This window comes from Streptomyces sp. S6 (assembly GCF_054880855.1).
Genome location: NZ_JBTYMC010000052.1, coordinates 1 through 13,771 on the forward strand (window position 1 = coordinate 1; position 13,771 = coordinate 13,771).

The following is a 13,771-nucleotide window of genomic DNA, read 5'->3' on the forward strand; positions in this document are numbered from 1 at the left end:
ACGACCGGCGGCGGCACGGGCACGACCGGCGGCACCGGCACCACCACCGGCGGCAGCACAGGCGGCGGTGGCAAGCCCGGCGGCCCGTCCATCCCCTCGTCCCCCGCCAAGCCGGCCCCGAACAAGCCCCCGGCGCACGTACCGGACTCGTACAAGCGGTCCATCAACTCGGTCAACTACGGCGACCGTTACTGGCACGTCAACGGCGGCAGGGTCGCACTCGACCGCCTCGGCGGCTCCGAGTTCCGTGAGGACGCCACCTTCACCGTCGTCCCCGGCCTCGCCAGCAACGCCTGCTACAGCTTCATCGCGTCCAACGGCGCGTACCTGCGGCACAGCAACTTCGTCCTGCGTGCCGACCGCAACGACGGCTCAGGCCTCTTCAAGAACGACGCCACCTTCTGCTCCAAACCGTCGTCCTACTCCGGCGCCGTCATGCTCCAGTCCTACAACTACCCCGGCCGTTTCCTGCGCCACTCCAACTTCCAGCTCCGCCTGGACTCCTACCAGAACACCGGCCTCTACCAGGCCGACTCGGCGTTCCGCGTGGTGACGGCGCTCGACTAAAAAGCTCGGCCGACGAAAGCCCGGCCAAAGCAAGAAGGGCGAGGTCCGCAACGGACCTCGCCCTTCCCCATGCCGAAGCATCAAAAACCCTCAGACGTTGAACCCCAACGCCCGCAACTGCTCCCGCCCGTCGTCCGTGATCTTGTCCGGCCCCCACGGCGGCATCCACACCCAGTTGATCCGCAGCTCGTTGACGATCCCGTCCGTCGCCGACTTCGCCTGGTCCTCGATGACGTCCGTGAGGGGACACGCCGCCGACGTCAGGGTCATGTCGATCGTCGCGATGTTCGCGTCGTCGATGTGAATGCCGTAGATCAGGCCGAGGTTGACGACGTCGATCCCCAGCTCCGGGTCCACGACGTCGTACAGCGCCTCGCGGACCTCGTCCTCGGACGCCGGCTTCATCTCCACCGTCTCGGTCATGCCGACTCCCTTTCCGCGAAGGCCTGTGCCGTCGCGTCCTTCCAGGCCATCCAGCTCAGCAGGGCGCACTTGACGCGCGCCGGGTACTTGGAGACGCCGGCGAACGCGACCGCGTCCTCCAGCACCTCCTCCATCGCGTCGTCCGGCTCGATCCGCCCCTTGGACTGCATCAGCTCCAGGAAGGTCTCCTGGATCTTCTGCGCGTCCGCGAGGTCCTTGCCGACCAGCAGATCGTTCAGGACGGACGCGCTGGCCTGGCTGATCGAGCAGCCCTGGCCCTCGTACGAGACGTCCTCGACCGTCGTACCGTCGTACTTCACGCGGAGCGTGATCTCGTCGCCGCACGTCGGGTTCACGTGGTGCACCTCGGCGTCGCCATCCCGAAGACCACGCCCGTGCGGGTGCTTGTAGTGGTCCAGGATGACTTCCTGGTACATCGAATCCAGCTTCACCGATCAGCCTTTCAGCCGAAGAAGTTCCGTACGTGCTCCAGACCGTCGACGAGAGCGTCGATCTCCGCCGGCGTGGAGTACAGATAGAACGACGCTCGTGTGGTCGCGGGAATTCCGTACCGCAGGCAGACGGGCCGGGCACAGTGGTGGCCGACCCGGACGGCGATGCCCTGCTCGTCGAGGACCTGGCCCACGTCGTGCGGGTGGATGTCGCCGAGCGTGAAGGAGATCGCGGCGCCCCGGTCCTCGGCCGTCGAGGGGCCGATGATCCGCAGATCCGGCACCGACAGAAGCCGCTGCACCGCGTACTCCGTCAGCGCGTGCTCGTGCGCCAGGATCTTGTCCATGCCGATCGAGTTCAGGTAGTCGATCGCCGCGCCCAGACCCACGGCCTGCGCGATCGGCGGCGTCCCCGCCTCGAACTTGTGCGGCGCGGGAGCGTACGTCGACGAATGCATCGACACGGTCTCGATCATCTCGCCGCCGCCCAGGAACGGCGGCAGGTCCTCCAGGAGTTCCTGCCGGCCCCAGAGCACACCGATGCCCGTCGGAGCGCACATCTTGTGCCCGGTGAAGGCCACGAAGTCCGCCTGGAGCGCCTGCACGTCCAGCGGCATGTGCGGCGCGGCCTGCGAGGCGTCGATGCAGACCAGCGCACCGACCTCCTGCGCCCGGCGCACGATCGCCTCGACGGGGTTGACCGTCCCGAGGATGTTGGAGACGAGGACGAAGGACACGATCTTCGTCTTCTCGGTGATGACCTGCTCGATGTTCGAGAGGTCCAGCCGGCCGTCGTCGGTCAGCCCGAACCACTTCAGCTTCGCGCCCGTCCGCTGCGACAGCAACTGCCACGGCACGATGTTGGAGTGGTGCTCCATCTCCGTGATGACGATCTCGGTCTCGGCGTCCACGCGGTAGGGCTCGTCGGCCCAGCCCAGCATGTTCGCGACGAGGTTCAGCGACTCCGAGGCGTTCTTGGTGAAGATCACCTCGTCCCGCGAGGGCGCGTTGACGAACTCGGCGACCTTGTCGCGCGCGCCCTCGTACAGCGCCGTGGCCTCCTCGGCGAGCACGTGCACACCGCGGTGGACGTTGGCGTTGTGGCGCTCGTAGTACTCGTTCAGGGCGTCCAGCACCTGGCGCGGCTTCTGCGAGGTCGCCGCGTTGTCCAGGTACACGAGCTTCTGGCCGTCGTGGACCTGGCGGTCCAGGACGGGGAAGTCCTTGCGGATCGCCTCGACGTCGAGGAGGCCCGGCAACTGTGTCACTCGGATGCGCCGCCCTTCGTGTAGGCCTCGTAGCCCTCGTTCTCCAGCTTGTCCGCGAGCTCGGCGCCGCCGGACTCGACGATGCGGCCACCGGAGAAGACGTGGACGTGGTCGGGCTTGATGTAGCGCAGGATGCGCGTGTAGTGCGTGATCAGCAGGGTGCCGACCTCACCGGTCTCGCGGACGCGGTTGACGCCCTCGGAGACGATGCGCAGGGCGTCGACGTCGAGGCCGGAGTCGGTCTCGTCGAGGATGGCGACCTTCGGCTTGAGCAGTTCGAGCTGGAGGATCTCGTGGCGCTTCTTCTCACCGCCGGAGAAGCCCTCGTTGACGTTGCGCTCGGCGAAGGAGGGGTCCATGGAGAGCTGCTCCATGGCGCCCTTGACCTCCTTGACCCAGGTGCGCAGCTTGGGGGCCTCGCCGCGGATCGCGGTCGCGGACGTCCTCAGGAAGTTCGACACGGAGACCCCGGGCACCTCGACCGGGTACTGCATAGCGAGGAACAGGCCCGCGCGGGCGCGTTCGTCGACGGACATCTCCAGGACGTCCTCGCCGTCGAGCAGGACGGTACCGCCGGTGACCGTGTACTTCGGGTGGCCGGCGAGGGAGTACGCGAGGGTGGACTTGCCGGAGCCGTTGGGGCCCATGATGGCGTGCGTCTCGCCCTGCTTCACGGTCAGGTCGACGCCCTTGAGGATCTCCTTCGTGGCGTTGTCGGCCTCGACGGTGACGTGCAGGTCTCGGATTTCAAGCGTTGCCATGGATGCCTCAGGACTCCTGGGTGAGGGAGACGAGCACGTCGTCCCCTTCGATCTTTACGGGGTAAACGGGTACGGGGCGCGTCGCGGGGAGGCCGGACGGCTTGCCGGTGCGCAGGTCGAAGGCGGAGCCGTGGAGCCAGCACTCGATCTGGCAGTCCTCCACCTCGCCCTCGGAGAGCGAGACGTTCGCGTGCGAGCAGATGTCGTGGATCGCGAACACCTCCCCCTCGGTCCGCACGACCGAGACCGGCGTGCCGTCGAGTTCCACCCGCTTCGGGGTGTCCTCCGTCAGCTCGCTCAGTCCACAGGCGCGTTGGAACGTCATCAGACGGACGCCTCCAGCTCGGCGTCGATCTTCGCGAGGAGGCGCTCCTCGATGTCCGGGACACCGATCTGCTGGACCAGCTCGGCGAAGAAGCCGCGGACGACGAGCCGGCGGGCCTCGTCGGCCGGGATGCCGCGCGACATCAGGTAGAAGAGCTGCTCGTCGTCGAAGCGGCCGGTCGCGGAGGCGTGTCCGGCGCCGACGATCTCGCCGGTCTCGATCTCCAGGTTGGGCACGGAGTCGACCCGCGCGCCGTCCGTGAGGACGAGGTTGCGGTTCATCTCGTAGGTGTCGGTGCCCTCGGCCTTGGCCTCGATCAGCACGTCACCGATCCACACCGCGTGCGCGCCCTCGCCCTGGAGCGCGCCCTTGTAGACGACGTTCGACTTGCAGTGCGGGGTGTTGTGGTCGACCAGGAGCCGGTGTTCCTGGTGCTGCCCGGCGTCGGTGAAGTACAGCCCGAACAGCTCGGCCTCACCGCCGGTCGCCGCGTAGGAGACCCGCGGGTGCAGCCGGACGAGGTCCCCGCCGAAGGTGACGACGAAGGACTTGAAGGTCGCGTCCCGCCCGACCAGAGCGCTGTGCTGGGCGACGTGGACGGCCTTGTCGTCCCAGTCCTGGACGGAGACGACGGTGAGCTTGGCGCCGTCGCCGAGGACGTACTCGACGTTCACGGCGACGACCGCGTCACCGGTGTGGTCGAGGACGACGACGGCCTCGGCGAACGCGCCCAGCTCGATGACCTGGTGGCCGAAGCTGGTGCCGCCCTCGCCGTGCACGGCGATACGGATCGGCTCGGTGAGGACCGTCTCCTTGGGGACGGTGATCACGCCGGCCCGCTCGAACGCGGAGTACGCCTGGGCGGCGACCCGGTCGACGGGGGTGCCGGCGCGGCCGAGCCGGGCGTCGTCGCGGCCGACCAGCTCGACGATGACGCCCTCGGGGGCCTCGACGTCCACCTTGACGCCGCCGTCGGTGGCGACGGCGGTGCCGTCGTGCAGTCCGCGCAGGCGCTCCAGCGGGGTGAACCGCCACTCCTCCTCGCGGCCGTGCGGCACGGGGAAGTCCGCCACGTCGAACGAGGGCGGCGCGCTCATGCGCGTGGCGACGGTGGACTCGGCGGCCACCGCGATGGCGCCGGCGGTGGTGGAGCCCACCGGGGAGTTCTGAGCCTCAGCCATGGCTGTCGTAGTGCTCACTTTCTTACGCTTGTATGACTTGCGAGGGCGACCCGAGGGCTCGCGGTCAGCCGACCGCGCCTTCCATCTGGAGCTCGATCAGCCGGTTCAGCTCCAGCGCGTACTCCATCGGCAGCTCCTTCGCGATCGGCTCGACGAAGCCGCGCACGATCATCGCCATCGCCTCGAACTCGGTCAGACCCCGGCTCATCAGGTAGAAGAGCTGGTCCTCGGAGACCTTGGAGACGGTCGCCTCGTGCCCCATCGACACGTCGTCCTCGCGGACGTCGACGTACGGGTAGGTGTCGGAGCGGGAGATCGTGTCGACGAGCAGCGCGTCGCACAGCACGTTGGACTTGGAGCCGTGGGCGCCCTCGCCGATCTCGACGAGACCGCGGTAGGAGGTACGGCCACCGCCGCGCGCCACCGACTTGGAGACGATGTTGGAGGAGGTGTTCGGCGCCATGTGGACCATCTTCGAGCCGGCGTCCTGGTGCTGGCCCTCGCCCGCGAAGGCGATGGAGAGGGTCTCACCCTTGGCGTGCTCGCCCATGAGGTAGACGGCCGGGTACTTCATCGTCACCTTGGAGCCGATGTTGCCGTCGATCCACTCCATGGTCGCGCCCTCGTACGCCACGGCGCGCTTGGTGACCAGGTTGTAGACGTTGTTCGACCAGTTCTGGATGGTCGTGTACCGGCAGCGGGCGTTCTTCTTGACGATGATCTCGACGACCGCGCTGTGCAGCGAGTCCGACTTGTAGATCGGCGCCGTACAGCCCTCGACGTAGTGCACGTAGGCACCCTCGTCGACGATGATCAGGGTCCGCTCGAACTGGCCCATGTTCTCGGTGTTGATCCGGAAGTACGCCTGGAGCGGGATCTCGACGTGCACGCCCGGCGGCACGTAGATGAAGGAGCCGCCCGACCACACGGCGGTGTTCAGGGAGGCGAACTTGTTGTCGCCGACCGGGATGACCGTCCCGAAGTACTCCTTGAAGAGCTCCGGGTGCTCCTTCAGCGCGGTGTCGGTGTCGAGGAAGATGACGCCCTGCTCCTCCAGGTCCTCACGGATCTGGTGGTAGACGACCTCGGACTCGTACTGGGCCGCGACACCGGCGACGAGGCGCTGCTTCTCCGCCTCCGGGATGCCGAGCTTGTCGTACGTGTTCTTGATGTCCTCGGGCAGGTCCTCCCAGGACTCCGCCTGCTTCTCCGTGGACCGCACGAAGTACTTGATGTTGTCGAAGTCGATGCCGGAGAGGTCGGAGCCCCAGTTCGGCATGGGCTTCTTCTCGAACAGGCGCAGGCCCTTGAGGCGGAGCTTCGTCATCCACTCGGGCTCGGACTTCTTGTCGGAGATGTCCTTGACGACGTCCTCGTTGATGCCGCGCTTGGCGGAGGCACCGGCCACGTCGGAGTCGGCCCAGCCGTATTCGTACGTGCCCAGACCTTCAAGCTCGGGGTGGGCGGTCTCCTCGATGGGGAGCGTCATGCTGGGTTCCTCCCGGCGGTGCTTGCTGATGCGCTGTGGGAAATATGGGGGTGGGAAATCTTGGGGATGAACGTCGTGCACACGCCGTCGCCGTGGGCGATCGTCGCCAGCCGCTGCACGTGCGTCCCGAGCAGCTCGGCGAAGAACTCCGTCTCCGCCTCGCACAGCTGGGGGAACTGTTCCGCGACGTGCGCCACGGGGCAGTGGTGCTGGCAGAGCTGCTCACCCACGGGCGCGCTTCGCGCCGTAGCAGCGTACCCGTCCGCCGTCAGGGCCTTGGCCAGGGCTTCCGCGCGCTTCTCGGGCGGGACCCCGGCGACGGCCCTGCGGTAGGCGGGGGCCTGCGCCGCGACGCGGGCGCGGGCGAAGGCGGTGACGGCCTCCTCGCCGCCCTCCCGCTCCGCGATCCAGCGCAGCGCGTCGGCGGCGAGCGTGTCGTACGACTGGTCGAAGGCGTCCCGGCCGCAGTCGGTCAGGGCGAACACCTTCGCGGGGCGACCGCGGGTGCGGGCGCCGTAGACGCGCTGTTCACGAGGTTCGACGACGGTGCTCTCGACCAGCGCGTCCAGGTGCCGGCGGACGGCGGCCTGGGTGAGGCCGAGCCGGCCCGCGAGTTCGGCGACCGTGGACGGGCCGTGGTCCAGGATCGAGCGCGCGACGCGGTTGCGGGTGGACCGCTCACCCGTCGCGAGCTCCTCCTGCGGGGCCTCGCCGACGTTTTTCACAACGCCATTGTTGCGTAATTCCCCGAGTCCGGGCAACCCGCACCCTTCCCCGCCGAGGTGCCCTGCATCACTTAGGCATACCTAATCTGACCTGCGGAAACGATCTTCTGATCGATCAAACGGGTGGCATGCGCGGGCTCGCCGCGCGACACTCGTGAACCATGCCCACACCCCCTCTCACCGGCCCACTCGTCACCCGCGACAGCCTCGCGGCCGACCTCACGAAACTCGGTGTCGAAACGGGCGAGACCCTCCTCGTCCACTCCTCGCTGAAGTCTCTCGGCTGGGTCAACGGCGGCGCCGTCACCGTCGTCCACGCCCTCCTCGACGCCCTCGGCCCCACCGGCACCCTGGCCGTCCCCACCCAGACCGGCGGCCTCTCCGACCCGGCCCTGTGGCAGTCCCCGCCGGCCCCCGAGGAGTGGTGGACGACGATCCGGGCGACGATGCCTCCCTTCGACCCGCTGGTCACACCCTCGCGCGGGATGGGCGCCGTCCCGGAAATGGCCCGCCGCTGGCCCGGCGCCCTGCGCAGCGCCCACCCTCAGACGTCCTTCGCGGCGATCGGCCCGCAGGCCGCGCGGATCACCGAGGGCCACGCCGTCGACTGCCAGCTCGGCGAGCGCAGCCCGCTGGCCCGGCTGGAGGAGCTGGGCGCCCGGGTCCTGCTGCTCGGCGTCGGCTACGACAGCTGCACCGCCTTCCACCTCGCCGAGTACCGGGTCCCGGGCCCCGTCCGCCCGTTCGGCCACCCCGGTCCGGACGGCTGGCGCACGGTCGTCGACGTCGACGTCGACAGCGACGACTTCGCCGAGCTGGGCCACGACTACGAACGGGACCGCCCGGTCGTCCGGGGCACCGCGGGGGCCGCCGCCTGCCGGCTCTTCCCGGTCGCCGACGCGGTGGCGTACGCGCGGCGCTGGCTGCCGGTCCACCGCCCGTACGAGATCCCGTGACCCCGGGCTCCACACCCCCCGCACGCTCCTTAGACTCGTCTGTCATGCGAAGCGAGCCTGTCGTCCAGGTCCGGGCCCTGGTGAAGCGGTACGGGTCCAAGACCGCGGTGGACGGCCTCGATCTGGTCGCCGGGAACGGTGTCACCGCCGTCCTCGGACCCAACGGGGCGGGGAAGACGACGACGATCGAGGTGTGCGAGGGGTACCGGAGAGCGGACGACGGGACGGTCCGGGTCCTCGGACTCGACCCCGTCGCCCAGGCCGCCGAACTGCGGCCCCGGATCGGCGTCATGTTGCAGTCCGGGGGCGTGTACTCGGGTGCGCGCGCCGAGGAGATGCTCCGGCACATGGCGAAGCTGCACGCGCATCCCCTCGACGTCGACGCCCTGATCGAACGCCTCGGCCTCGAAAGCTGCGGCCGGACCAACTACCGCCGCCTCTCCGGCGGCCAGCAGCAGCGCCTCGCCCTCGCGATGGCCGTCGTCGGCCGCCCCGAGCTGGTCTTCCTCGACGAGCCGACGGCCGGCCTCGACCCGCAGGCACGCCGGGCCACCTGGGACCTCGTCCGCGACCTGCGCTCCGACGGCGTCGCCGTGATCCTCACGACGCACCACATGGACGAGGCCGAGCAACTCGCGGACGACGTCGCGATCATCGACGCCGGGAAGGTCGTCGCCCAGGGCTCCCCGGAGCAGCTCTGCAAGGGCGGCGCCGAGAACACCCTCCGCTTCACCGGCCGCCCCGGCCTCGACGTGGGCTCGCTGCTGAAGGCCCTCCCCACCGACTCCACCGCCGACGAACTCACCCCCGGCTCCTACCGCGTCACCGGCAAGATCGACCCCCAGCTCCTCGCCACGGTCACCTCCTGGTGCGCCCAGCACGGCGTGCTGCCGGACCGCATCTCGGTGGAGCGCCACACGCTGGAGGACGTCTTCCTCGAACTGACCGGCAAGGAGCTGCGCTCGTGACCGCCACCGGCACCTACACCCCGAGGCCCGGCGCGGCCCCGCTGCCCCGCATGATCGCCGCGCAGGCCGCGCTGGAGACGAGGATGCTGCTGCGCAACGGCGAGCAGCTCCTCCTGACGGTGATCATCCCCACCCTCCTGCTCGTCCTCTTCAGCTCGGTCGACATCATCGACACCGGCAAGGGAAAGTCCGTCGACTTTCTCACCCCCGGCATCCTGGCGTTGTCCGTCATGTCCACGGCCTTCACCGGCCAGGCCATCGCGACGGGCTTCGAGCGCAGGTACGGCGTCCTGAAACGCCTCGCCTCCTCGCCCCTTCCGCGCTGGGCCCTGATGACGGCGAAAACGGCGTCCGTGCTGGTCACGGAGGTCCTCCAGGTGATCCTGGTGACGGCGATCGCGTTCGCCCTGGGCTGGCACCCGCACGGCGACCCGCTCTCCGTCTTCCTCCTGCTGATCCTCGGCACGGCCGCCTTCTCGGGGCTCGGCCTGCTGATGGCCGGGACGCTGAAGGCGGAGGCGACGCTGGCCGCGGCGAACCTGGTGTTCCTGCTGCTGCTGGTGGGGGGCGGGGTCATCGTCCCGATGGACAAGTACCCGTCGGGGGCACAGGACGTTCTGGGGCTGCTGCCGATCTCGGCGCTCTCGGAGGGGTTGCGGGACGTCCTCCAGCACGGGGCGGGTGTTCCCTGGGGTGACCTGGGGATTCTGGGGGTGTGGGCGGTCGTGGGGCTGACTGCGGCGGGCCGCTTCTTCAAGTGGGAGTAGCCCTCCCCGAACCCAACCGAACCCCCCTCGTGAACGCGTGCACAAGCAGCCGCCTACGATGGTCCGCGTGCCAAACGTGACCCGCGCCGATGCCGTAGCCGCCGTGCGCAACCCGCTCGCCTTCATCGCCGCGCGCTGGACGCCCACCTCCCGGACCGTCCAGCGCGCCGCTCTCGCCGCGCTCGTCATGTCGGTGGTCATCGTGGTCACCGGCGGCGCGGTCCGCCTCACCGGCTCGGGCCTCGGCTGCCCGACCTGGCCGAAGTGCACGGCCACCTCGCTGACCGCGACCAGCGAGATGGGGATGCACGGCGCCATCGAGTTCGGCAACCGCATGCTGACGTACGTGCTGTGCGCGGCCGTCGGGTGGGCCATCGTCGCGGCCCGCTCCGAGAAGCCGTACCGCCGCTCCCTCACCCGCCTCGGGTGGGCCCAGTTCTGGGTCGTCATGGGCAACGCGGTGCTCGGCGGGATCGTCGTCCTCGTCGGCCTGAACCCCTACACGGTCGCCGCGCACTTCCTGCTCTCCTCCGCGCTGATCGCCGTCGCGGCGGTCATGTGGCAGCGGACCCGGGAGGGTGACGGCGCTCCCCGCCCGGTCGTCGGCAAGGCCGTCCAGCAGCTCGTCTGGTCGCTGGTCGGCGCGTCGGGCCTGCTCATCGCGGTCGGCACGGTCGTCACCGGCGCCGGCCCGCACGCGGGTGACTCCCGCGAGGTCGAGCGCATCCCGCTGGACTGGGAGATGATCGCCAAGCTGCACGCGGTCCTGGCATGGATCGTCGTCACGCTGACGTTCGCGCTGTGGTTCGTGCTGAAGGCGGTGGACGCGCCGAAGGGGCCCCGGGACCGGACGCGGGAGCTGTTCGTGATCCTGCTCCTCCAGGGGGGCATCGGCTACATCCAGTACTTCACCAACCTCCCCGAGATCCTGGTCGGCGCCCACATGTTCGGCTCCACGGTGACCTGGATCTGGGTCCTGCGCGTCCTGCTGTCCCTGCGGGAGCGCCCGTTCGACGACGTCTCGGTGCCCGCCCCCGCCGTGGACGCGGTCCCCACCCGCGCCTAGAGCCCGTACACCCGCCGCGCGTTCCCCGACGCCAGCATCCCCGCCACCCGCTGCGCGTCCCCCAGTGACCACGCCCCCTCGACCACCCAGCCGCCCAGTACCCGGGTGAGGGCCTCCTGGAAGAGGCGGGCGGCGGTGAGGTGGAGTTCGGGGAGGGCGCGGGCGCCGCTGGAGTAGAGGAGCTTGCCGAAGGGGGCGAGTTCCAGGGTCTCCGCGAGGACCGTCGCCGCGCGGGCGCCGGTGTGCGGGAGGGCTGTGCCGCAGTCGGCGTAGACGTGGGGGTGGGTTGCCGTGAGGTGGGCGATCTCGCGGTGGCGGGGGTAGCCGTGGAGCAGGATCAGGTCCGTGCCGAGTCCTGTCGTCGTGCGGATGAAGTCCACCGGCAGTACCGGGCCCGTGTGGAGTTGGAGCGGGCGGCCCGAGGCGAGGGCGATCCACAGCAGGTGGCGCAGGAGGACCGGGTCCCTCAACTCGCCGCCGACCCGCCGACCCGCCAGCCAGCGGCCCGCCGCACCCCTCACCTCACCCGCGTCGGGAGGCTCCGGCGCGATCTCGCTCCGCCGGGGAGCGACCGAGGTGAAGGCGACGGCGTTCGCGGCGGCGGTGTGGACCGATTCGGCGAGGTTCGCGAGGAAGCCCTCGACCGTGCCGGAGGTGTCGGCGACCTGTTCGGCGAGGAGTTCGAGGCGGACGATCTCGCGGACGTGCGCGGCGGCTGTCGTCGCGAGTTCGGCGGGGCTCGTGAGGTCCTCCGGCAAGCCCGTGTCGACGAGGAACGTCGCCACCCCTGACCCCCGCAACAGCCTCCGCCCCGCCTCCAGCACCCCCAGCTCACGCCGTCTGGCCAGATAACGCGCGGGTGGACAGTGCGGTTCCAGGTCCAGCAGAGGAGGACACCAGCGCCGCACGGCGAACCCGGCCTGCGTGTCGAACAGGGTCGTCCCGGACGCCGACGCCCCATCCCCGAGCCGAGCCTCGAACGTCCCCAGCCCCAGCTCCGTTCTGAGAACGCCGTGGCAGTACTGGTCCACCAGGGACGGCGTCTCGATCATCCGGTCTCCCCGCAGCGGCGTCGCCTTACGGGGGTTTAACGGACGAGGCGTACGTCAGGTCGCGGTTGACGGAGGACCTGCCCGAAAACGGCCCTCAGCCGCCGATCTGGATCCCGGCCATCCGCTTCCACTCGTACGGCCCGGTCGTCACCTTCGCGGCGAACTCCCCGTCGAACTCCTCGTGCCGGGTGATCCCGGCCTTCTCGACGGCGCGGACGGCGACGTCGAACGACGGAGCGACGACGTCACCCCAGCCGCCGTCGGCACCGACGAGGACGATCCGGGCCCCACGCTGTCCGATGTAGGCGACCTGCCCTTCGGCGCCACCGTGGGCCTTGGCGAAGGAGGTGATGCGCTTGGCGAGCTTGGCGGCGGCGCGGTCCTGCTGGGCGGCGGCCTTGTCGCCGGCCTTGGTGTCCGCTGCGGTGGTCTCTGCTTCGGTGTCTGCCATGCCTGGATGCTACCGACGAGTAGAAAAGGGGGGCAACCACCGGCCCCGCCCCCTCTACCGCAGGAAGGGATCCACCGCGACGGCCACGAACAGCAGCGACACATACGTGATCGACCAGTGGAACAGCCGCATCTCCTTCAGCTTCGCGCCCTCGATCTCCGCCTTGGCGCGGTTCTGGAGGGCGTGGGCCTCCCACAGCCACCAGCCGCCGGCCGCGAGGGCGACGGAGGTGTAGAACCAGCCGGTGTAGCCGAGGGGGGTGAGGAGGAGGGAGACGGCGACCATCACCCAGCTGTAGATGACGATCTGCCGGGCGACGACCTTGTTGGAGGCGACGACCGGAAGCATCGGGACACCCACGCGCGCGTAGTCGTCCTTGACCTTCATGGACAGCGGCCAGTAGTGCGGCGGCGTCCAGAAGAAGATGACGAGGAAGAGGATGACCGGCGCCCAGGAGAGCGAGTTCGTGACGGCGGACCACCCGATGAGGACCGGCATGCAGCCCGCGATCCCGCCCCAGATGATGTTCTGCGCGGTCCGGCGCTTGAGGATCATCGTGTAGACGACCACATAGAAGAGGAGCGCGCCGAGGGCGAGCCACGCGGACAGCCAGTTGACGGCGAGCCCGAACAGCAGCGTGGAGCCGATCGCGAGCGAGATCCCGAAGACGAGGCACTCGCGCGGCGAGACCATGCCGGTGACGAGGGGCCGCTGCGAGGTGCGGTCCATGAGCGCGTCGATGTCACGGTCGATGTACATGTTCAGCGCGTTCGCGCCACCCGCGGACAGGTAACCGGCGAAGCAGGTGATCAGCACCAGACCGAGGTCGGGAACACCCTGCTGCGCCAGGAACATCACCGGAACGGTGGTGATCAGCAGCAGCTCGATGATCCTCGGCTTCGTCAGTGCGACGAACGCCTTGACACGGGCCCCGAACGGCCGGTGCACCGGGCTCTGGTTCGCACCGATAACCCCCGCTGGACGGGATTCGACGGCCGTCACGCACACCCCTGAAAGAGATATCTCAGCAAGCCTTCCCGTGTGAAATGCCGGTAAAGGCCCGCGCGTACCACGCCACTGTAGACGTTGCCCATACCTCGGCCTTCGCGGGGGTACCCCGTGTTGAACAGGGTGATCCGACGGGCGTACGACGGCTCGTTTGAGTACTCGGATGACGGGGTCCGTATTCAGATGCTGAGCCCCCGGGAACCCGGTCAGGAGGCGGATCCCGAAGACTCCCGGCAGTCTGGACGGACGGGAGAAACCGCACGTACTTACGGGGGTAGGCTCGACAACGGCCGGTGGGCACCCAGTGCACCG

The 13,771-nt window shown here is 69.3% G+C and carries 16 protein-coding genes; 5 read left to right on the top strand and 11 right to left on the bottom strand.

Features of this window, described 5'->3' with window-relative positions:
• Positions 1 to 567: AbfB domain-containing protein (locus ACVNF4_RS10150; RefSeq protein WP_461802388.1), on the top strand; the 567-nt coding region annotated here is incomplete at its 5' end.
• Positions 568 to 657: 90 nt separating this feature from the next.
• On the opposite strand, the gene ACVNF4_RS10155 is transcribed toward ACVNF4_RS10150, so the two are convergent.
• The 8 genes from ACVNF4_RS10155 to ACVNF4_RS10190 all read right to left on the bottom strand — a co-directional run bounded on the left by ACVNF4_RS10155 (position 658) and on the right by ACVNF4_RS10190 (position 7,191).
• On the bottom strand, positions 658 to 990 hold the full coding sequence (locus tag ACVNF4_RS10155; protein ID WP_461802389.1) for a metal-sulfur cluster assembly factor: 333 nt from the start codon (positions 988 to 990) through the stop codon (positions 658 to 660).
• On the bottom strand, positions 987 to 1,442 hold the full coding sequence (gene sufU, locus ACVNF4_RS10160) for a Fe-S cluster assembly sulfur transfer protein SufU (RefSeq protein ID WP_461802390.1): 456 nt from the start codon (positions 1,440 to 1,442) through the stop codon (positions 987 to 989). The genes ACVNF4_RS10155 and sufU overlap by 4 nt, the downstream gene beginning before the upstream one ends.
• A gap of 11 nt (positions 1,443 to 1,453) precedes the next feature.
• Positions 1,454 to 2,710, bottom strand: coding sequence for a cysteine desulfurase (locus ACVNF4_RS10165; protein WP_461802391.1), 1,257 nt, complete (start codon positions 2,708 to 2,710; stop codon positions 1,454 to 1,456).
• On the bottom strand, positions 2,707 to 3,471 hold the full coding sequence (gene sufC / locus ACVNF4_RS10170) for a Fe-S cluster assembly ATPase SufC (RefSeq protein WP_461802392.1): 765 nt from the start codon (positions 3,469 to 3,471) through the stop codon (positions 2,707 to 2,709). The genes ACVNF4_RS10165 and sufC overlap by 4 nt, the downstream gene beginning before the upstream one ends.
• 7 nt (positions 3,472 to 3,478) lie before the next feature.
• Positions 3,479 to 3,796 carry a non-heme iron oxygenase ferredoxin subunit gene (locus ACVNF4_RS10175; protein ID WP_461802393.1) on the bottom strand — a complete coding sequence of 106 codons (318 nt, stop codon included), beginning with the start codon at positions 3,794 to 3,796 and terminating at the stop codon, positions 3,479 to 3,481.
• Positions 3,796 to 4,977 carry a Fe-S cluster assembly protein SufD gene (gene sufD, locus ACVNF4_RS10180; RefSeq protein ID WP_461802394.1) on the bottom strand — a complete coding sequence of 394 codons (1,182 nt, stop codon included), beginning with the start codon at positions 4,975 to 4,977 and terminating at the stop codon, positions 3,796 to 3,798. Before sufD ends, ACVNF4_RS10175 begins: the two co-directional genes overlap by 1 nt.
• Positions 4,978 to 5,041: 64 nt before the next feature.
• A complete protein-coding gene (gene sufB / locus ACVNF4_RS10185) occupies positions 5,042 to 6,466 on the bottom strand; it encodes a Fe-S cluster assembly protein SufB (protein ID WP_461802395.1) in 1,425 nt (474 codons plus the stop codon).
• Complete coding sequence (locus tag ACVNF4_RS10190; RefSeq protein WP_461802396.1) at positions 6,463 to 7,191, bottom strand: helix-turn-helix transcriptional regulator; 729 nt, start codon at positions 7,189 to 7,191, stop codon at positions 6,463 to 6,465. The genes sufB and ACVNF4_RS10190 overlap by 4 nt, the downstream gene beginning before the upstream one ends.
• Before the next feature lie 161 nt (positions 7,192 to 7,352).
• Here ACVNF4_RS10190 and ACVNF4_RS10195 point away from each other — a divergent pair, with 161 nt between their 5' ends.
• Genes ACVNF4_RS10195 through ACVNF4_RS10210 form a run of 4 tightly spaced genes read left to right on the top strand, consistent with a single transcriptional unit; the run spans position 7,353 to position 10,948 of the window.
• Positions 7,353 to 8,147, top strand: a complete 795-nt coding sequence (locus ACVNF4_RS10195) for an AAC(3) family N-acetyltransferase (protein WP_461802397.1) — start codon at positions 7,353 to 7,355, stop codon at positions 8,145 to 8,147.
• Positions 8,148 to 8,191: 44 nt separating this feature from the next.
• Positions 8,192 to 9,115 carry an ABC transporter ATP-binding protein gene (locus tag ACVNF4_RS10200; RefSeq protein WP_461802398.1) on the top strand — a complete coding sequence of 308 codons (924 nt, stop codon included), beginning with the start codon at positions 8,192 to 8,194 and terminating at the stop codon, positions 9,113 to 9,115.
• A 50-nt stretch (positions 9,116 to 9,165) separates the two neighbouring features.
• On the top strand, positions 9,166 to 9,882 hold the full coding sequence (locus ACVNF4_RS10205; RefSeq protein ID WP_461802416.1) for an ABC transporter permease: 717 nt from the start codon (positions 9,166 to 9,168) through the stop codon (positions 9,880 to 9,882).
• 58 nt (positions 9,883 to 9,940) lie between these two features.
• Positions 9,941 to 10,948, top strand: coding sequence for a COX15/CtaA family protein (locus ACVNF4_RS10210; RefSeq protein WP_461802399.1), 1,008 nt, complete (start codon positions 9,941 to 9,943; stop codon positions 10,946 to 10,948).
• Here ACVNF4_RS10210 and ACVNF4_RS10215 read toward each other — a convergent pair.
• From ACVNF4_RS10215 to ACVNF4_RS10225, 3 genes are all read right to left on the bottom strand, one after another.
• Positions 10,945 to 12,000, bottom strand: a complete 1,056-nt coding sequence (locus ACVNF4_RS10215; protein ID WP_461802400.1) for an amidohydrolase family protein — start codon at positions 11,998 to 12,000, stop codon at positions 10,945 to 10,947. The two genes, ACVNF4_RS10210 and ACVNF4_RS10215, sit on opposite strands and share 4 nt — an antisense overlap.
• A 94-nt stretch (positions 12,001 to 12,094) precedes the next feature.
• Positions 12,095 to 12,451: a hypothetical protein gene (locus ACVNF4_RS10220; RefSeq protein WP_461802401.1), complete on the bottom strand. Its 357-nt coding sequence runs from the start codon at positions 12,449 to 12,451 to the stop codon at positions 12,095 to 12,097.
• A 54-nt stretch (positions 12,452 to 12,505) separates the two neighbouring features.
• Positions 12,506 to 13,459 (bottom strand): heme o synthase, encoded by a 954-nt coding sequence (locus ACVNF4_RS10225; protein ID WP_461802402.1) that lies wholly within the window; start codon positions 13,457 to 13,459, stop codon positions 12,506 to 12,508.
• Positions 13,460 to 13,771 lie beyond the last annotated feature (312 nt).